16 protein-coding genes are annotated in these 18355 nt (G+C 56.7%); 2 read left to right on the top strand and 14 right to left on the bottom strand.

The genetic code is table 11. From position 1 onward, the window contains the following. Nucleotides 1-90: 90 nt before the first annotated feature. The 4 genes from ACZ5CE_RS06040 to ACZ5CE_RS06025 all read right to left on the bottom strand — a co-directional run bounded on the left by ACZ5CE_RS06040 (nucleotide 91) and on the right by ACZ5CE_RS06025 (nucleotide 2989). Complete coding sequence (locus ACZ5CE_RS06040; RefSeq protein ID WP_464576932.1) at nucleotides 91-297, bottom strand: CsbD family protein; 207 nt, start codon at nucleotides 295-297, stop codon at nucleotides 91-93. 41 nt (nucleotides 298-338) lie between these two features. Next, on the bottom strand, nucleotides 339-926 hold the full coding sequence (locus tag ACZ5CE_RS06035) for a BON domain-containing protein (protein WP_464576930.1): 588 nt from the start codon (nucleotides 924-926) through the stop codon (nucleotides 339-341). Between the two features lie 468 nt (nucleotides 927-1394). Next, nucleotides 1395-2399 (bottom strand): sulfate ABC transporter substrate-binding protein, encoded by a 1005-nt coding sequence (locus ACZ5CE_RS06030; protein ID WP_464576928.1) that lies wholly within the window; start codon nucleotides 2397-2399, stop codon nucleotides 1395-1397. A 122-nt stretch (nucleotides 2400-2521) separates the two neighbouring features. Continuing rightward, on the bottom strand, nucleotides 2522-2989 hold the full coding sequence (locus ACZ5CE_RS06025) for a hypothetical protein (RefSeq protein ID WP_464576926.1): 468 nt from the start codon (nucleotides 2987-2989) through the stop codon (nucleotides 2522-2524). Here ACZ5CE_RS06025 and ACZ5CE_RS06020 point away from each other — a divergent pair. Continuing rightward, on the top strand, nucleotides 2969-4996 hold the full coding sequence (locus ACZ5CE_RS06020) for an ATP-binding response regulator (RefSeq protein ID WP_464576924.1): 2028 nt from the start codon (nucleotides 2969-2971) through the stop codon (nucleotides 4994-4996). The two genes, ACZ5CE_RS06025 and ACZ5CE_RS06020, sit on opposite strands and share 21 nt — an antisense overlap. A 62-nt stretch (nucleotides 4997-5058) precedes the next feature. On the opposite strand, the gene ACZ5CE_RS06015 is transcribed toward ACZ5CE_RS06020, so the two are convergent. From ACZ5CE_RS06015 to ACZ5CE_RS06005, 3 genes are read right to left on the bottom strand one after another with little or no spacing between them, the layout of a single operon-like run. After that, the gene (locus ACZ5CE_RS06015) at nucleotides 5059-6336 is read right to left on the bottom strand and encodes an amidohydrolase family protein (RefSeq protein WP_464576923.1); all 1278 of its coding nucleotides are present in this window, start codon (nucleotides 6334-6336) and stop codon (nucleotides 5059-5061) included. A gap of 9 nt (nucleotides 6337-6345) precedes the next feature. Beyond that, nucleotides 6346-7491, bottom strand: coding sequence for a glucuronyl hydrolase (locus ACZ5CE_RS06010; protein ID WP_464576921.1), 1146 nt, complete (start codon nucleotides 7489-7491; stop codon nucleotides 6346-6348). Between the two features lie 13 nt (nucleotides 7492-7504). Next, on the bottom strand, nucleotides 7505-8950 hold the full coding sequence (locus ACZ5CE_RS06005) for an alginate export family protein (protein ID WP_464576919.1): 1446 nt from the start codon (nucleotides 8948-8950) through the stop codon (nucleotides 7505-7507). 116 nt (nucleotides 8951-9066) lie between these two features. Here ACZ5CE_RS06005 and ACZ5CE_RS06000 point away from each other — a divergent pair, with 116 nt between their 5' ends. Then, nucleotides 9067-9864: an alpha/beta fold hydrolase gene (locus ACZ5CE_RS06000; RefSeq protein ID WP_464576917.1), complete on the top strand. Its 798-nt coding sequence runs from the start codon at nucleotides 9067-9069 to the stop codon at nucleotides 9862-9864. Here ACZ5CE_RS06000 and ACZ5CE_RS05995 read toward each other — a convergent pair. The 7 genes from ACZ5CE_RS05995 to moeB all read right to left on the bottom strand — a co-directional run bounded on the left by ACZ5CE_RS05995 (nucleotide 9861) and on the right by moeB (nucleotide 18299). Further along, nucleotides 9861-11075, bottom strand: coding sequence for an MFS transporter (locus ACZ5CE_RS05995; protein WP_464576915.1), 1215 nt, complete (start codon nucleotides 11073-11075; stop codon nucleotides 9861-9863). The two genes, ACZ5CE_RS06000 and ACZ5CE_RS05995, sit on opposite strands and share 4 nt — an antisense overlap. 152 nt (nucleotides 11076-11227) lie before the next feature. Beyond that, nucleotides 11228-12430 carry an acyl-CoA dehydrogenase family protein gene (locus ACZ5CE_RS05990; protein ID WP_464576914.1) on the bottom strand — a complete coding sequence of 401 codons (1203 nt, stop codon included), beginning with the start codon at nucleotides 12428-12430 and terminating at the stop codon, nucleotides 11228-11230. Then, the gene (locus ACZ5CE_RS05985; protein ID WP_464576912.1) at nucleotides 12430-14094 is read right to left on the bottom strand and encodes a class I adenylate-forming enzyme family protein; all 1665 of its coding nucleotides are present in this window, start codon (nucleotides 14092-14094) and stop codon (nucleotides 12430-12432) included. Before ACZ5CE_RS05985 ends, ACZ5CE_RS05990 begins: the two co-directional genes overlap by 1 nt. After that, the gene (locus ACZ5CE_RS05980) at nucleotides 14091-15992 is read right to left on the bottom strand and encodes a CoA transferase (RefSeq protein ID WP_464576911.1); all 1902 of its coding nucleotides are present in this window, start codon (nucleotides 15990-15992) and stop codon (nucleotides 14091-14093) included. Before ACZ5CE_RS05980 ends, ACZ5CE_RS05985 begins: the two co-directional genes overlap by 4 nt. A gap of 32 nt (nucleotides 15993-16024) precedes the next feature. After that, a complete protein-coding gene (locus ACZ5CE_RS05975; RefSeq protein ID WP_464576910.1) occupies nucleotides 16025-16300 on the bottom strand; it encodes a MoaD/ThiS family protein in 276 nt (91 codons plus the stop codon). A gap of 176 nt (nucleotides 16301-16476) precedes the next feature. Then, complete coding sequence (locus tag ACZ5CE_RS05970; protein ID WP_464576909.1) at nucleotides 16477-16920, bottom strand: M67 family metallopeptidase; 444 nt, start codon at nucleotides 16918-16920, stop codon at nucleotides 16477-16479. A gap of 206 nt (nucleotides 16921-17126) precedes the next feature. Next, nucleotides 17127-18299, bottom strand: coding sequence for a molybdopterin-synthase adenylyltransferase MoeB (gene moeB / locus ACZ5CE_RS05965; protein WP_464576907.1), 1173 nt, complete (start codon nucleotides 18297-18299; stop codon nucleotides 17127-17129). Nucleotides 18300-18355: the final 56 nt, after the last annotated feature.

Here is an 18355-nt window from a genome sequence, read left to right as displayed (position 1 = left end):
CCGGGTGCCCGCTCATCGAGCGCCTTTACGAGCGGCCACCAGGAGTGCGGAATGGGAGCAGGACTGCTTGGCTTCAGCCTATACCGGCGATCAACTATCCTTCTGTTTGCGCTCCCAGACGGAAATCTGCTTTTCGGCCTCTTCTTTGGTGATCCCATAGGACTCCTGGATCTTTCCGGCCAGTTGATCTCGCCGCCCGGCAATGGTGTCGAGGTGGTCATCGGTCAACTTTCCCCATTGCTCCTTCACCTTGCCCTTGAATTGCTTCCAGTTGCCTTCCACTTGATCCCAGTTCATCTTCAGCTCCTTTCGTGTGGTATGTTCAAAATGGTTAGAAATTACTTTTTGACCGCCAACTCGTTGATGACGTTTTTTACCCCTTCCACCCCTTTTGCGATTTCCGTTGCACGATCGATCTGGTCCTGGTTATCCACGAAGCCGCTCAGCTGAACCTGGCCATCCTGCGTAACCACGCCAATCTCCGTACCCTTCATGCCCAAATTGGTCACCAGTGCCGCCTTGACCTTGGTAGTGATAATGCTGTCATCTATCTTTTCCCCAACGGTAGTCTCTGTGGTTTTTATGCTCATGTTGTTGTCCACGCTTTTCACTCCATCGACCCCCTTGGCCACGGTGACAGCCCGATCGATCTGGCCCTGGTTATCCACGAAACCGCTCAGCTGGACCACTCCCTTGCTTGTCTCAACCTTGATATCGAAACTCTTCACATCCGCATCCGCCATCAAGGCGGATTTCACCTTGGTAGTGATAGCGCTGTCATCTATTTCCGTTCCAACTGTCGTTTTTGCCTCCGGTTGCGGCGCCGCAGACGGGGCGGTTTTTTCGCCGCTTTTCCCGCAGCCTGCGACAAATAAACCGGTGACCAGCACGATAGCCAGAGCAGCAAACCTATTTGGTATAGACATGTTGTTTTTCTCCACAGTAAGGGTTGAAAATGCCAGTTCTCCCGCTCATCGGTATAAGCCTAAATCCAGCAATTGACCGCTCGTTTCAGTTTGGAGTCACGATCCACAAAGACTCTCCGCGGTACTCGACGTTCACCTGTATGGTGAGTTCGCTACAGGCGGATTTAGGATAAAACGATAGAAAGCAGCCAGCAGGTCAAAGAATCAGCTCGCTATTACACTCACACTCCCGCTGTCGGCTGACTACCGATGCCTGCAATAGTGCTCTCCTTGCGCCTATTGCTCAGTGCGTTGGCACACATAATCCAGCAGGGATTGGAATGGACTTTGATTGCCTCTGGCATTCCTGTCTGCGGAGGCGTTCGATAGGCTGGCGTGATGACTTCCCGGGGATGCCGTGATAGCCATGCCCGTTTCCTTGTTGGCCCGGCTGGCAGTCGAGCCAAAGGAGCGCGGCAGGAAATCCAGCTATGAATTGCCCTGGATCTTGTCGAAAAAGGCGCCGGGAGCAAAATGGGTGAGCTGTGCCTGCTTCCAGCCGCCAAAAACGTCGTCGATGGTAATCAACTCCAGCGGTGGAAGCTGGGCAGCGTATTTGGCCGCTATCCTGCTGTCCCGAGGCCGATAAAAATGTTTTCCGGCAATATCCTGCGCCTCTACCATATGCAGATACTCGATGTATGCCTGGGCGAGTTCCTTTCCTGCCTGCTCATCTGTTCTCCTTAGAGCCACGCTCACGGGAGACTCCGCCATGATCGAGACCGAAGGCGTGACGACCTCGAATTCGCGTCCGCCAGAATCTTGCGCAAGATGATGAGCCTGATTTTCCCATACGAGCAACACATCGCCAATACCACGTTCAGCGAAAGTCTTGATCGAATCCTCCAGACTGGGATCACGTGTCTTGACGTTTGCAAACAGGCTTTTCATGAACTCGAATGCCTCCGCCTCGTCCGCGTTCGTGCTCGCGTTCCGGGCCGCGTATCCCCATGCCGCGAGATAGTTCCAGCGGGCATCCAGCGAAGTTTTGGGGTCCGGCGTGACGATCTCCACGCCAGGCTGCACCAGGTCATTCCAGTCTTCGATTTTCCTGGGGTTGCCTTTGCGCACCAGAAATACCACCGCGGTGGTAAAAGGCCGATTTTTCTGTAGAGAAGGCCTTTGCTCCCCCGGCAATGAAAATCGACTATTCTTTTTCAATGCATCGACATCCAGGGACAAGGCAAGCGTGACGACATCGAGTCCATCCAGTGTGGCGCGTATCGGAACCCCCGATTTACTCCGGGCCTGATTCAGTGCAATCGGGACGCCCAGGCGCGCTTTCCAGAGTCTTGCAAAGGATCTGTTGAGATCACCGTACATCTCCAGCGTTGGATTGGCCGGACGTTTGCCATGCAAAGCCGCTACCGCCGCACCCAGACTGAGCAGAAGAATGGCAACTGCAAAAATGGCGTAAGAACGATATGTACGCATGTTTCTTTCCCCCCGACCGAAAGATCAAGAAAGAAAAGCTAGCATCCGCATGTTTCAGCAGCATTGCGGGAATAAGAAGCAGCATTCCTCGCTCTCCGGCATGCCCGGGCAGGAAGTTGTCTTCAAACTACCAGACCGCCGTTTCCCTCCTTATTAGGGATTGAACCCAAATCCCGCAGTTGACCGCTCATTTCCAGTTTGGAATCAATGATCCACAAAGACTTCCCGCGATATTCGACGTCCACCTGCATGGTGGGGCTCGCTACAGGACGGATTGCGCGATTTTTGCGGCACATGGACACCGTTACCACTGCCTGGAAGGAATGGCCATTGTGCGTCGTTGCGCCCTCTCCCGCACGCCAGAACCCGCACACTCCACCTTGTCCAACTGCCGGATACAGGTTGAAATTATTATTGTTTGACTGATCCAAAAGGCGGTATACACAAATTTCTGTACTATGGTAAAAAGCGGGTAGCAGCAGCAACAACAGCCCGTGGTACCCAAAACCATGAATATCAAAAACTTCACCAAGCTTACCAATTTCGCCCTGCCGCTGCTGCTGCTGACCATGGGCGTGCTGGTATTTCATTCCCTGAGCATTCGTGAGGATATTACGGAAAATGAACGGCACCGCTACAAGGCGCTGTTGCTCGCCAATGAACTGCTGCAAAGCTCCGATGACCTCACCAGCATGGCCCGCGCCTATGTGATCACCGGCGCTCCCATCTACAAACTCTATTTCCAGGAGATACTCGACATCCGGGCTGGAAAAAAACCGCGGCCGCTCAATTATTCCGCTACCTACTGGCATCTTGCCGTCGCGGGAAAACCGTCTACGGTCGAGCACGTCGAAGCGGTCTCACTGGATGAAATGTTTCGGCGCTCGCACTTCCGCGAGGAGGAATACGACCTGCTGCACCGCGCGCTGGAGAATTCCAACCAACTGGTCAACTTTGAAAAACGGGCGTTTGCCATCGCGGAAGGCCTGTCCGACGACGGGCGCGGCGACCCGGTAAAAGAAAAATCCGATCGGGAACTGGCGATACAAATGCTCGTCGGGCCGGAATATCTTGCCGGAAAAGCGGCCATCATGGAGCCGATACAGGAATTCATAGAGATGTTCAGCAGCCGCATGGAAACCCAGGCGAACCTGGGAGTAGCACGGCTCGAACGCCAGATCATTTTTGAAATGGCGGTCATTTTCGTTGCGCTTATCGCCACCATCGCCATCATTTTTTATACCCGCCTAGGCATACTGCAGCCGCTGGCCGAGCTTGCCCGCCAGGTGGCAGGGATCACGAGAGGAGCTCGCCCGAGCCGTTATGACCAACCCACTGAGAATGAGGTGACCAAGCTGGGTGAGGCATTGGCAATGGCCGACGCGGAAAAACGGCAGCTTCTCGAGAACGAACGTATCGCACGTAACGAGGCGGAGCGGGCAAGCCGGCTCAAGGACGAATTCCTGGCCACCCTCTCCCACGAGCTCAGGACGCCGCTGAATGCGATCCTGGGCTGGGCCCAACTCATCCTGAGCGGAAACATGAAACCGGAAGATGTGCATCGCGGCCTCGAAACGATAGAACGCAACGCCCGCGCGCAGAACAAACTCATCGAAGACCTGCTGGAGATGAGCAGCATCATCTCCGGAAAAGTACGGCTCGAAATGAGGGAAGTGGACATCATTGATCTGGTCGAGGCCGCGATTGATTCGATCAACCCCACCGCGCAGGCCAAAGGTGTCGCTCTATCGGCAAAAATCTGCTGCCGGCACGGCTTTATCTGGGGCGATCACAACCGGCTGCAGCAGATATTCTGGAATATCCTCTCAAACAGCATAAAGTTCACTCCAAAGGGCGGCGGGATAGAAGTTCTGGCCGAGCGGGCGGGTTCCTACTTGGAAATCAAAATCAACGACTCGGGCCTTGGAATCGCCCCGGATTTCATGCCCTATGTGTTTGATCGTTTCCGCCAGGCGGACCCCTCCCTGACCCGCCAGTTCGGCGGCCTTGGTCTGGGACTTGCCATCGTCAAGCAACTGGTGGAACTCCACGGAGGAATGATCAAAGCGGAAAGCGAAGGTGTGGGAAAGGGAGCGACCTTTACCGTATGCCTTCCGCTGGCAAGCACGGGCGGCAATACGCGGGACAAGGAGAATGAAGTTGTTCTCAAACCCGGCGTTCAGGTAGCCGGCAACCTCATGCTCGCTGGAGTGCACGTGCTGGTGGTCGATGATGAGCTGGATTCGCTCGAACTTATCAAGGGAATACTGACCAGATGCCATGCAAACGTATTCACGGCTGCCAGCGCCAGCGAAGCATTGCGGCGCCTCGAAACCATATGGCCGGATGTCATGGTCAGCGACATCGGCATGCCGGAAAAAAACGGATATCAGCTCATGCAGGAAGTGAGGAATCTTCCTGAGGAGAAAGGCAGAACCATTCCCGCCATTGCGCTTACGGCATTTGCCCGGCCGGAAGACCGGACCAGGGCGATCGAGGCGGGCTTCCAGCTCCACCTCACCAAGCCTGTCGAAGCGCTTGAGCTGATCAATGCCATACGCGGGTTAACGAGACATCCTGAGCCAGGTAAAAATTAGCTGAAGGCAGCGTGCAAGACGCTCTGAAGACGATCTTAGGACGCCCTGTTTTCCGTAGCCAGTCAAAAATTGTTGACGATGATCTTGCCCCCCGAAATAACCAGATCAGGATACTCCAGAGTTTTCGGGTTGCGAGTGGGATCGCCCTTCACTGCGATGATGTCGGCCGGAGCACCCTGCTGCAAAGTACCCAGTAGCGGCAGATCCAGTTGCTGGCCCGCTTTCGATGTCGCGGCGCGCAGGACGTCGATCGGTCCCATCTTTCCCATCTGCATCATGTAAAGAAGTTCCTGCGCGTCGATGCCCCTCGGGATATCGGGATGCGCAATTTCCGCGCCATACAGGAGTTGCCCCCCCAGACCCGTCCAGATGCCTGCATTGCCCGCAACACCGGAGCACCTGGACAACGTATCCAGCGTGGTGACGATCCTTACATTTTGCGCCACCGCCTTTTTCAACAGTGATTCAGGAATGGGGTCGCAAGGCACATGGGCCCATTCATCCACACCCGCGTCGATGGCTATTCGCGCACCCTGCTCCTCCGCGATGTGCGCCGTCACCTTTCGATTGTTCCTGTGCGCTTCATCCACGATCGCCTTCACTATGTTTTCCGGCAATAGCGGCCACGCCGATTTCGGATGGAAAGCATGGTGGGCATGCTGGGGATGGGCATGCGCAGGTTTTGCGCCGGCATGGCCGTGATCGCCATGATCATGACCGGCGCCATGCCCGGATGACCAGGGCGCCCCTGCTTCGCCACCGGGTTCCAGCGCGATTTTAATGACGACAGCTCCGCCGCGAACAAGATCGCGAACGGTTGCTCGCGCTTCTTTCTCCGTGGAAACGGCCACGGCAATATTCGCATCCTCCCCCAGCATGGGGATGGGATAACCTCCCGGTGCGGTGATAATCGGCCCGGATGTCAGCACGCGCAGACTCCCGTCGCCGCCATACGGCTTGTGCAGAGGCCCTCCCACATCCCGGATCGTCGTGATTCCATGCTTCAGCACGGTATCCGGGGGAACATGCTGAAATGCGAGATGCGCATGCAATTCAATGAAGCCCGGCAGCAGCGTTGCATCCCCCAGGTCGATGACTTTTGCATGGCTGGATCCGAAGGATTCACGCGAACCGATTCGCGCCACCTTTCCATTTACCAGCAATACCGACGTATCGGCCCTGATGTTATCGCCATCGAAGACCCGCGCGGCGTGCAAAAGAATGGATTCATGATCTGCTCCCGCTTTCTGCGCCATGCCTGGGGAGGAAATAAAAACGGCCATCGCCAGGACCAGGCATGGCACGATCCGGCTGATCGATTCGAAGCGCATATTCATCATTTCATTCCTTTAACAGTGATTTGGTTCGCAAATGCCAGCAAGAACCGAGACTGCCGCCATGAGAAAAAAACTTCCCCAGGCCGACTCGACCAGTTCATTCCTTCCTGGATGAGTTTTATAGCAGCAACCCCGGAATATTCCCGAAGCTGGCTCGTCGCCACATCCAGCATGATCATCGTTCCCGGTGAAGCCGGTGAAGTAGCGGCTGCGGATGATTGCCGCAACTTGCCGCAAGGCCGCGTCATGCCATCGACCGCCATCCGGCGTCAGGGCAGCCAGGGAAAGCATCGCCAGGGACGCGATCACGGCTGACGAAAGATCCCGCGGCTGTGCCGGCTGGTCCAGCCGATCCGGTGGAAAAGGCGCCGGACGCGAATGTTTCCAGTACTCGCAGGCAGAGCGGGCATGGGTCAGATAAGGTTCTCCCCAACGTGCCGCCGCCCGCGTCAACCCCAGCATGGCCCACGCCTGGCCGCGAGACCATGCGCCAGCACGATCAACCGGCCTGAAACCACCATCCTGGAAGCGGGCGCCGGCATGAAACGCGCCGCCATGGGCATGGCAGGCGGCCAGCAGGGTGTCTGCATGACAACGGGCTATATGGCGATAGGCGGCATGCTTGCTGCGATCGAGCAACTGGATCAGGGCGGCAAGCGTATCTATCGTTACTCGCTGGTTTCCCTCGCTTCCGCCGCCCATCCCGGTGCCCAGGGGGATGCAATTCATTTCCGGATCATAGGAAGCGGCGGTAGCGGCTGCAGCTTCCCTGGCCAGTTCGCGCGCGTCGATATCGCCGAACCAGAGATCGCCAAGGGAAGCGCCATACCAGAAGATCAGGCTGCGGTTGATGGAATCGGCATCGATTTTCGAAGATAGGCGCCTGCAGATATCGGACGCCTTGCGCCTGTCCGGCGCGGCCCCGGTTATCCGCGACCGCAACCACCACCAGCCGCCCCAGAATCCGCCGACCCAGGAACCTCCCGCAGAGGTAGCCCACTGGCCGGCATTCCCCGGCGAGTAAAGGGGAAAGCCGTCGGCGCAGCATGAATCGATGGCATCCATGCGGCGGATCATCAGTTCAAGTGCATGCACCATCTCCTTGCGGCTCAGCAGCGGCGTGTCCGCGCTGCCAGCCTTCTCCTCTAAAATATGCATGGATAATATTTCCTCAGAAAACCAGATTGAAATCGATGTAGATCATGTCGATATCCTTTTTTCCTTGATAGATATTCTTGACGATATCGCCGCCGAAAGCATGCCCATAATAGAATCTCCATGACAATTGCTTGTTGAGCGTATGCGTGAAACTGATATCCACCAATTGGCCCACGTCGCTTTTGCCGCTGGAAGGCCTGCCTGAATAGCCGAATGCTCCCGAGCGCGATGTCGGCCCCAATCCGCCATAAAACAGGTCGCCCGAATTGTTGAGCGACAGGTGATGCGCATCGATGGTTATGCGGGTCTGCGGAGTGGGCGATACGATCATCTGGACGTAAGCATCCTGTAGATTCATCAGGTTGTAGAAGGGCAGCTTGGCATAGGCGCGCCCGCTGGGAAGAGCCGTAAAGAAGGTTCTATGTTTATCGTCCTTCGCATTATTGTCGCCCGAACTCAGGAAATAGAGCGCGCGCAGCCAGGGCCTGAAAGGGAGTTTCGTCCACTGGTAACCGGCCTCGGCAGCGATCGCCCAGGCCCGATGATCCTGGTTGGTCCAATCGCCGAACTGGTAGGCGCCCCACAATAATGCATCCATGCTTCCTGCATCCCCTTGCTGAAGGGTCAGCAGATGCGCCCCCAGGGTGTGGATATTCAGTTTCTGGCTATTCAGCCAGGGCCGATCCGTGCCGGCCCGGTTGTCTATCACCTGGGTATTACGCTTGTCGTCGTAATTCAAATAGAAAAGCCGGCCTTCGGTTCCGGGCAGCAAAGTGTCTTTCTTGGTGGTGAGCGCGGCATAAAAAAGGTTGATATCGCCGATTTCATCCTGTCCCTGGACAGTAAACCCGCCCTGGGTGGGACGAATACCGGTCACCGTTATATTGAAACCCGGTTGATCATAAACGGAGCTGAAGCCGTCGAAGCTTCGCCCCACATGAACCACATTCGATGCGAGGAGGCGTTGCGCGATGCGCGCCCTTTTTATTCCATCGAACTTGTCCACGCCGGTTCTGTATTCCATCCCATCCATGAATTCGAACCGGCCAATCTTCAGGAATGCTCCCGGCAGGCCCAAAGAATGGAATTTGAAGTCAAGATAGGCCTGCTTCAGGAAAACGTTGCTGGCGTTGGTAGACTGGTTCGCAAGGAAATAAGCGCCGCCCAGTCCCAGCGGGCCGCCGGGAGAAGCCACGGCGTTATCGGGCAGCCCGTATAAACCGATATATTGAGCCTGCGCATAGCCATCGACATAGGGAGTGGTCAGCAATGCGCCGAATCTGGCGCGTACCGACCATAAGTCGTAGTCATTATTATTGTTTATCGCTGGACTGGGCCGGAAGTAATCCCACGCCTCGTAGCTGCCATAAAGCTCTCCCGTAAGGCGCAGGTACGGATGAATCTGGCCCAGGGAAGATCTGCCTTCTTCCGCGCCGGGGGTGCCGTGAATTAGCAGCATGAAGCCTATTCCCATCCAAAGAATGAACCGCTTTAATCGCTTCACGCGCATGCGCTCAAATTCTTCCACGTGCCCGATCCTGCTTCCCGTTTCGAAAAATCCGGTATCATAAAATCATGGACCTGGTCTCCTCGAAGGATGGCGTATCCATCGCCTGCTGGCACGGCGGCGTAGGAGAACGCCTGCTGCTCGTGCACGGCACCTCCGGCGACTGTCTGGCATGGACCCCTGTATTGCCCGCGCTTGAACGCCATTTCGACGTGTGGATCTTCGATCGGCGCGGCCGCGGCCAAAGCGGCGATGCCGATGGTTATGCGCTCGAACACGAGTGCGAAGATATCGCCGCGGTCATGGACGCCATCGGGGGCACGGTGCATCTGCTCGGGCATTCCTTCGGAGGACTCTGCGCCTTGGAAGCAGCACTCCTGGCTCCCGGCATCGGCAAGCTCATACTCTATGAGCCTCCCATCTCATTGGCAGGCAGCGGCTGGTCTCCCGCACTCGATGCGAAATTCGAAACCCTGCTGGAAGCAGGCAAGCAGGAGGAAGTCCTTCTGCTTTTTTTTCGCGAGATCGTCAAAATGCCCCCTCATGAGATTGCCGCCATGCAGGCTGGTGTGCATTGGCCTGAGCGAATTGCCGAGGCGCATACCATTCATCGCGAATTGCGCGGGATCGATCGCTATGTCTTCACACCCCAGCGGTTTCATCGCCTCAAAAATCCGGTTTTGCTCCTGCTTGGGGGCGAAAGCCCACCCCGCCGCCACCATATTGCGGAAATGCTTCACCGGGCGCTCCCCTCCAGCCGGATCAGGATCCTGCAGGGGCAACAACATGGCGCGATAAGAACCGCACCCGATCTGCTTGTCGATGCAGTGATCCATTTTCTGGGTATCCAGGCAAGCGAGCGCTAGGCGAGACGCGTGGCCGCGCCTGGCATCCCCGCCTTGCGCCGGCGAGCCGATGCCAGTGCAAGCGACAGGATGCAACCGCATAAAAGCACGCCAATCAGCATAAGCCATCCCGGCTGCGGATCTCCTGAATGGCTCGACAGGGCGCCTCGAAGCGGAGGACCCAATGCGAAGCCGCCAAAGAAGGCAACCGAAATAAAACCGGATGCCGTGGTCACTGCGCCAAATGCCGCATCTCTTACCAGCATGCTCATCGCTATCGCATTGGTTCCCACAGCGGCAAGTCCCATGCCGATGGCCCCGGTCCATAGCCGCCAGTGGCTTTCGGGGCCCGCGTGCATCGTCACCGCCACCGAGCAGGCCGAAATGGCAATCAGCGCAAGCAGAAGCAGCGACTCATCCTTGAGTTTTGCTCCCATGGGAGTCAGGACTATCCTGGAGAGCATTCCCATCGCGCCGAAAACCGCGATCAAGGTACCGGCAAGGGAGAGGGACATGCCTTGCAGGGCGCCAAAGGTTGGCAGAAACGTGACGAAAGCGGAGAGAGATATGCCAACGCAAAACTGGATGCCCATCAGCCTCAGCAATAGCGGATTGGGCCTGGAGAAAGTGAAGTCGCTGCCGGTCTTGCCGTGTTTCCCGGGAGCGAAAAAAAGCGTGGCAACCAGGAACAGCATGGCTACCGGAGCAATTCCGCCGAACGCCGCGCGCCAGCCATATTGAAACGCGATACCCGGCAGCGCCAGACCCGCGAACAGGGCTGCGACCTGAACACCGGATTGCTTGAGTCCTACGACCCCTGCTTTTTTCTCTTTCGGAATTCGCTCCGTGATCAGCAGATTGGTAACCGGATTGGCAAGGGCCTGGCCGATTCCACAGATCGCTGCTGCCGCAATCAGCCCATGAAAGCTGTCGATCGACGCAATCAGCATGAAGGCCAGCGCGATGGCGAGAAACAATGCCATCAGCGCATGGCGCGAGCCGAGCCGATCGACAATGGCGCCCGCCCAGAACGACAATACGGCTGCCAAGCCGAACGAGCTCATTACCAGGTAACCGAGCAGCGCCGGATCAAATCCCAGGTCACGGCTGAGCATCGGTCCAAGCGTGCTGACGGCATACAGCATCAGCATGGGCAGGGCCATTGCGGATACCAGGACGATCCGGAACGAAATATCGGCAGCCAGCATATGCAAGCGGGTCCAGCGGGACATTAGCGGCGACGCCTCCATCCTGGACCCGCGGTTGCCTGCTGATGCCGGCACATCGGCAAAAGCAACGGGAAATATACATATATCATAGCTCGTCGCCCCTTCGGGAACATGGCTTCCGTAAAGAGTTGGGGTTGGCAAGTGCGGCAATCGGATCAGGCAAAATGGTATGCATCCTGCTCCTTGTAGAAATCGATGAGCCGCCGGCCCACGGAACTGATAAGCGACTCGTCGGTGCCGTCGAGGATGCGCGAGGTGCGCGCTATTCTGAAAATACCTGAAAGGGGAGTCAGGTCGCTGATGCCTTCCGCGCCGTACAGTTGCACCGCTGAATCCGAAGCAAGGCACAAGGCTTGCGACGCTGCCATCTTGGCGACATTGATTTCGACATCATCCGTACGCCGGGCATCGACCCCCCTCGCGGCCACCCGGATCAGTTCGCGGGCGCCTGCAATGGCCTGATACGCGTTGGCAACGTGCTGCCGCACCAACTGTTTCTCGGCTAATCGGGCGGATCTGCCGCGCCCGGAATGGATTCGGGCGCCCATCAGGTCGAAGCACCGCTGCGCCAGTCCCACCCAGTTCATGGCACGGAGCAATCGCCCCATGCCCAGCCGCCGCCTCATTAAATCGATGCCGCTGCCGCGCGCCCCCAGGAGATAATTCTCGGGGACTTGCACGCCGCTGAAGGAAATTTCGCCCTGGCCCAGCGAACGTCCCATCATGCTGATAGGGCGTTCGAACCGGAACCCAGGCGAATCGGTGGGAACGACAATCATGGAGAGGGCATTGCCGAGTGCGATATCTTCCCCGGCCGTACGCGCCAGGACAGTAATAAAAGTGGCCCGTTCGGCGTTGCCGACAAACCACTTTCCGCCATCGATTATCCAGTTGCCGCCGGACAGGCGTGCGGAAGTCGTTATCAGGCCGGGAAACGAACCGCCATGCTCCGGCTCCGTCATTCCGTAGCTGGGAATGGCTTCTCCCGCCACCATGGGTTCCAGGAAGCGCCTGCGGATTTCATCCGTACCGAATTCCAGGAGCATATGCGCATCGAGTGCGGTATGGCTGCCAAAGATTGCTCCGGAGTATTCCGTACGCCCCTCCTGTTCGGCGACGATCAGATAGTCTTCGAGCGAGAAGATTTTGCCGCCGTGGGAGAAGGGGTAAAACAACCCCCAGAGTCCGGCATGCCTGGCCTTCTCGATCAGCTCCGACTGCAGCCGCGATGATGCTTCGCCGTCTTGGGCAAGGCGCGCCTCATTGGGTAGGATTGTTTCATCCACGAACTTTCGCATCTCGATGGAGAGCGATTTGGCCAGCGCGGTATGGTCTGATTTGTTATAGGCTTGCGGCATCAGTGCGCCTGGCGGGCAAGGCCGGGTACCGTCATGCGTTGGGCAAGCTCGATCTCCGCCGCTAATTGCTTTTTATCGATTTTCCCGGCGGGACTGAGTGGCAACTGCCGGTAATAACGCAGATACTCCGGAAGTTTGTTTATTTCCAGGCCCTGTTTGTGCAGGTAGCCGGTGAATTGCGATAGCGATGGGCGCTCCATTCCCTCCCGTAATACCAGGCAGAGGCAGACCCGATGCCCCAGGTCCGGATCGGCAACCGGTACACAGGCTGCGCTGACGACAGCCGGATGGGAAGCAGCGATGTCTTCGATCTGGGCGGGACTGATATTGACGCCGCCACGAATGATGATGTCTTTTTTCCGCCCGCAGAGCACGAGATAGCCCTTGTCGTCGATCAGGCCAAGATCCCCGGTATAGACCCATCCTTCTCCATCCCGGTATCGCTCGTCCAGATCTGGAGCATTGACGTATTGCATGGGGCTCAGCGGACCCCGGGCGGCAATTTCACCAATGCAGCCCTGCGGCATTTCCTGTTTCTGGTCATCGACTATCCGGATGGAGCAAACCTCGGGGTTGGGACGCCCTGCTTTGCGGAGAATGGCTTCCGGATCGTCGTCGAGCATGGCGTGGCAGTTAACGCCATCCGCCGAACCGTACAAGCCGATGAAGCCGCATCGGAATACCTCGGTACAGCGGCGGATGGATGCCTCATCGATTTTTGCCCCGCCGCTGATGATGGCGACCAGGCTGGAAGTATCAGCCTTGGCCAGCGCCGGATCCGCTGCGATACGCTGGAACATGGTGGGAACGCCCAGGATATGAGTGGGCCTCAGCTTTGCAATGGCTCGAATGGCGATGGCAACATCGAATTGCCGCAGTACGGCAACCGATCCACCCAGCCAGGATAAAACACCAGACGTCGCGGTCGAGCCGAACGCCGTGCCGAGCGACATCAGGTAGAGCCCGCTGAAAGTGCTTCCTTGGGGATGTATTCGCCGCAGAAAACGCCCTCTTCCTCCGGCCAGCGCGTTGTGGGAATATGCAACCCATTTCGGCTCTGATTCCGTTCCGGACGATATCAGGAAGCGAGCGGGCGAATCGGGATAAACCGCTGGTAATTCATCAGGTTCTATAGATTTCGCTCGAAGCAGATCTTCCAGTGTATGCCAGCCTTGCCGGGGGTTCCCATCCACGACCAGAATGCGAAGCGACAGCAGCGTCGGCCGCAGTGATTCGATCAATTCGCAAAGATCGGTCTTTGTGTGTTCCTGCTCGACAATAATGACGCGGGCATCGCACCGCCTCAGCAGGGACTGTATATCCAGGCGGCCGCGACCCGGCGGAAAGGGGGCGGCAATCGCACCAAGCGCCGCGGCGGCGAGATCGATTGCGCAACACCGCCAACTGTTGGGAAGCTGGTATGCGATAACGTCGCCCGCGACAACCCCTCGCGCCCTGAAACCGTTCGCCAGCCGATGGACTTTGCTCAATAGCTGCATGTAGGTGACAGTTTCATCGAGGCTGATTACTGCCGGACCGTCGGGATGCCTCCACGCATGCTCGACAAACAGCTCATATAGGGATTTATTGGGATAGATTCCATCCCTGACCCACTGGCTGCGAACCTTCTCGGGAACCAGATCCACGATGCCTGAATGATTCATTTGAAGCTCCAGGGAGAATTGACTTTTGTGTAAGAACCGGGACTGAGGCCTGGCTGCAGAAGTTCTATGCCATGCAGGTCTGCGAGGTCTTCGATAACCACGGCTGCCGGAACATCCGCCTCTCCGAGGATCTGGACCCATTCGTCCGCTGTCCTCGATAGAAACAGATCCCTCAGGTGCAAAAACCCTTCTTCCTCCATCCCGACACCCACTCCAAGGGTCGCTTCGAGGGTTTCGACCAACCGCGTCACCATCTTCCGGTCGCGGCATTCGACGGCAATTTTCCCCTGCCTGGTGGCATAGATGGCGTCGATCATGCTTTGCGGGGGCGGACTGATGCGGGATAGGTTGTACAAACCATCAAAATCATCCGCGCAAAGCAGCGTTGCTGCACTCATCAGTGACGACGTCACTCTCCCAGCGACATTATTCATGCATCGGTTGAGTAGCGCGACCGTGATTCCCTGTGCCGAAACCACGCCTCCGAGCACATCGAGAATGGTAAAAAGGGAACCGCAATGCGTACCCGAGGCTTCGGCGATCTTCCCGGCTATGCCTGAATAGGCCTGAGCCATGAAATCCGTACCGGGCATTGAATTCGATGGACAGAGCGCCGGCCTGTCCGTTGCCCAGCCGGCGGCATAGGCATAAATCAGGGAAGGATTGATGGCAGTCAAAGCTTCCTCGTCCAGATTCAATAACAACGCCTTGCCCGGCGCCCAGTTATGCAGAAATACGTCGGCCCCCTGCGCCAGTTCCTTGATTTCCGCTTGTCCGTACGGAGACTTGATGTCGATTTCCCGAATGGTTTTTAGCCGGTTGAGCGCATCGAAGCGAGCGGAACAGCCCTCGGCCATGGGCGGCATGCCTCGGAGTGGATCTCCCCCAGGCGGTTCTATGCGGATAACCTCCGCACCGAGGAGAGCGAGCAGGTGCCCCGCGAGTGGACCTTGTATCCTGCGGCAGGATTCGACGACGACGATGCCGCTCAGGGGCAGATCACTGGTGGTCCTGCTCAATGGCCTGCCGCTGGGATTTCCCTCGAAAACAAACTCCCACGGGCCTTGAGACCAGATGTGCCTGCTGTCGTCATCCCCTGCCCTTTCCTGGAGAGAACGCACCGGGCAAATAGCCATGCCGGTACTGGCACAGACCTGAGCGATGTGGTGATAGGTGAAATGCGATATGGCATCGACTAATTCATCGGGCAGCGGGGACATGGCTTTCGCATATCGCATCAGGAAAGCTGCCCACCCCTTGCCGGCGGCCGCCGCACTTACGCCGAGTTCCGACCAGAACTTTTTCCAGGGTCCGGCATCGAGTGTTTCCAGCTCGAAAACGACGCCATCCAGCGAGACGAAGGGAGGACAGTCCCGGCTCGGGACACCGCCTGGCGACAGCCTTTCCGGTGATTCCGAGGCAGTTGCCCCCGCGATATATTGCCCCACGCTCAGCAGGGCTGCAGAAGCCATCGAAACATTGCTGCTGGATACCGAAAGGCCGCGCAACTGGCCAATGGAAGCGGCAGCGCCCCCCTGCAGCGCCAGTGCGGCGGTCAGCGTCGAAACGTAGCGAAGGTCCAGCGGCCGGGACTTGCCGCCGGCGCGTCCATGGACGGACATCAGGCCGCAAGCTGCCTGCATGGTATTTTCTGTGGCCAACACTTGTTTCGAAGCATCGTGCCACCTCGTCACCCTGCATGCGACAGGCATGGTAAGAGGGGTTTCGAATTCAAAAGAAAATGCCGCGTTGTCCGGGCAGCTTTCGATCGATCCCACTTCCATGCCCAATGCGGCCGACTGGTAAAAAAGGGAGGAGGCCATGGCAGCAAAATCAGGGGCCGGGCTTTTCAGTCCCGTTATCGCACAGCCACTCAGCGCACGATCCGGATGATTCATATTCCTGTTTCCATCCATTGAGGCCGGCCGGATCAGCATCCCCCGGCGACGGCGGGCAGGATGGTTAATAAATCTCCGTCCTTCAGGCTCGTGAGAAGACCTTCGCGAAAACGGATGTCATCATCATTCACGTACAGATTGATGAAACGATGCGCCTTTCCCTCGGCGATCAATTTCTCCCTGACGCCGGGATACTGCCGCTCCATCTGTTCGATGACTTCGAGAACGTTGAAACCCGCGATTTCGATGCGTTTCTGATTGTCGGTAAGAGGCCTCAAGATGGTCGGGATATTCACGGTTACTGGCATGGCTGCTCCTTCTTGGAATTTTTAATCAATTTTTTAATCGGTAAAAAAGCTGCTATTGCATAAGTAGCTGCGTATCGAGGATCCGGGTTCAGGAAAGCCGGCCGGCATGTGCACGTTCATTCACGGCTTCCCCGGAATAGAAGGCTGAAATTGAAGCCAACGCGTAATTTGAACGCTCAGGTCATCGTTGCCAGTTCGCCACCCGATTGATACAAATTCAGCATCCTGATGCGCTCTTCGGTAACCATTCCGTCCGCGATGCGGAAGCTGCGGATTTCCTCCTCATACCTGGAATCCGTCGGAATAATCACGTAGTGGGCACGGGGTTCCATCGCATACTTGACATCGGCATGGCTCGGATAGGCTGGTGCATGGGTGTGCGAGTGGTAGATCACGACCGGTTCTTCTCCCCGGGCTTCCATCTCCCTCCATACCTGCAGTTGCTGCTGCGGATCGAATGTAAAAAACGTTTCGGATTGAGCAATGTTTCGCATCGGGATCAGGCGCAGCGGAACATCGGATCCTTCGCAGCCCGCTATGATGCCGCAGGTTTCAACGGGATGATCCTTGCGTGCCTGCGCAATCATTGCATTTACCAGCCTGGCGTCTATCGTCAGCATAATTTTTAGCCTCCTTGATGTCCGTGCATTCAAAAAATGAGATAAAGCATCTCCTGTTCCGTCAAAAGGCGGTTTTTTAAAAAATCATGAATTGCGGAAAACCGGTTAACGCGCTGCGAGAAGCAAAATCTGATGGAAGCGAAACAGTTTCGATAAGAAAGAGAAGCCGCGGAGGCTCTTCCGTTTCAACTAATGATGCTTTTCAACTAATAACTCGGCAATGATTGATCGACGTCCTTTATCCACGCCAGGATTCCGCCATCGAGGCTTTTGATGTTGGTGAAGCCCTGTTTCTGCATTTCGATGAGAACATCCCGCGAACGTGCCCCCATCTTGCAATGGACCACGATGAAATCGTCTTTGCTGAGTTGGGATAAAACCTCTTCCGACATCATTTCATTCTTGGGAATATGGTCGGCGCCCTCGATACGAACGATATTCCACTCCTCCAGCCCACGGACATCTATCAGCCGCAAGTCCGCATCGTTTTCCCTCATTTTCTTGAGTTCCAGCGCGCTGATCAGGGGAATATCCGTTTTGTTCCCGGGAACAGATCGTTTTTGCCCGCAAAATTCCCGATAATCGATCAATCCGGTGATGGGCGCCCGCGCGGGTGCGCGCCGCAGCGGGATAAACCGGAATGTCATATCCAGGGCATCGTACACGGCAAGCCGTCCAAGCAGGGTCTCGCCCAGGCCGGTGATCAATTTAATGGCCTCCGTTGCCATGATGGCGCCGATCACGGCGCAGAGAACGCCGAGGACTCCTCCTTCGGCACATGAGGACGCCATATCCGGTGGCGGGGGCTCGGGATACAAGTCCCTATAATTCAGGCCGCGTCCGTCGGGCGCGTTTTCCCAGAACACCGAAGCCTGTCCTTCAAAACGGAAGATGGACCCCCAGACGTAGGGCTTTCCGGCAAGCACGCAGGCATCGTTGACGAGATAGCGCGTGGCGAAATTATCTGTTCCATCCAAGATCAGATCGTAGCCCGAAATGATTTCCAGAGCATTGGCCGCTTCCAGGCGCTCGTTATGAAGTTGCACATGGACACAGGGATTCAACTCGTTGACGGAGTCTTTCGCGCTTCTGGATTTGAGCCTGCCGATATCCGAGTACCCATGAATGATTTGTCTTTGCAGATTGGATTCATCGACGACGTCGAAATCGATGATCCCCAACGTCCCCACTCCTGCTGCCGCAAGGTACAGGAGCACTGGCGACCCCAGCCCGCCGGCTCCTATCACCAGAACCTTGCTGGTTTTAAGGCGCCTCTGGCCTTCCAGGCCCACATCGGGAACCAGCAGATGGCGGCTGTATCGTGAAATCTCTTCCTTGCTCAAAGCTTCTACAGGATTTACCAATGGTGATAGCTGCATCAAAACCCCCCTGTTTAAATCAACTAGTCTCTATCGCTATCCTGCCGCTCGGGAAT

This window comes from Nitrosospira sp. TNL200, assembly GCF_055386305.1.
This window is presented reverse-complemented; position numbering and strand designations above follow the sequence as displayed.

Bases quoted from the DNA above. Each gene is read 5' to 3' on its own strand.
- ACZ5CE_RS05995 (WP_464576915.1), bottom strand. From the start codon at position 11,075: ATGTCCCGCTGGACCCGCTTGCATATGCTGGCTGCCGATATTTCGTTC.
- ACZ5CE_RS05990 (WP_464576914.1), bottom strand. From the start codon at position 12,430: ATGCCGCAAGCCTATAACAAATCAGACCATACCGCGCTGGCCAAATCG.
- ACZ5CE_RS05985 (WP_464576912.1), bottom strand. From the start codon at position 14,094: ATGAATCATTCAGGCATCGTGGATCTGGTTCCCGAGAAGGTTCGCAGC.
- ACZ5CE_RS06040 (WP_464576932.1), bottom strand. From the start codon at position 297: ATGAACTGGGATCAAGTGGAAGGCAACTGGAAGCAATTCAAGGGCAAG.
- ACZ5CE_RS06030 (WP_464576928.1), bottom strand. From the start codon at position 2,399: ATGCGTACATATCGTTCTTACGCCATTTTTGCAGTTGCCATTCTTCTG.
- ACZ5CE_RS06015 (WP_464576923.1), bottom strand. From the start codon at position 6,336: ATGATGAATATGCGCTTCGAATCGATCAGCCGGATCGTGCCATGCCTG.
- ACZ5CE_RS05970 (WP_464576909.1), bottom strand. From the start codon at position 16,920: ATGCTGACGATAGACGCCAGGCTGGTAAATGCAATGATTGCGCAGGCA.
- ACZ5CE_RS06025 (WP_464576926.1), bottom strand. From the start codon at position 2,989: ATGAAATACCAGCACGCCCATGGTCAGCAGCAGCAGCGGCAGGGCGAA.
- ACZ5CE_RS06020 (WP_464576924.1), top strand. From the start codon at position 2,969: ATGGGCGTGCTGGTATTTCATTCCCTGAGCATTCGTGAGGATATTACG.
- ACZ5CE_RS05975 (WP_464576910.1), bottom strand. From the start codon at position 16,300: ATGCCAGTAACCGTGAATATCCCGACCATCTTGAGGCCTCTTACCGAC.
- ACZ5CE_RS06005 (WP_464576919.1), bottom strand. From the start codon at position 8,950: ATGCTGCTAATTCACGGCACCCCCGGCGCGGAAGAAGGCAGATCTTCC.
- ACZ5CE_RS05980 (WP_464576911.1), bottom strand. From the start codon at position 15,992: ATGAATCATCCGGATCGTGCGCTGAGTGGCTGTGCGATAACGGGACTG.
- ACZ5CE_RS06000 (WP_464576917.1), top strand. From the start codon at position 9,067: ATGGACCTGGTCTCCTCGAAGGATGGCGTATCCATCGCCTGCTGGCAC.
- ACZ5CE_RS06035 (WP_464576930.1), bottom strand. From the start codon at position 926: ATGTCTATACCAAATAGGTTTGCTGCTCTGGCTATCGTGCTGGTCACC.
- ACZ5CE_RS06010 (WP_464576921.1), bottom strand. From the start codon at position 7,491: ATGCATATTTTAGAGGAGAAGGCTGGCAGCGCGGACACGCCGCTGCTG.
- moeB (WP_464576907.1), bottom strand. From the start codon at position 18,299: ATGCAGCTATCACCATTGGTAAATCCTGTAGAAGCTTTGAGCAAGGAA.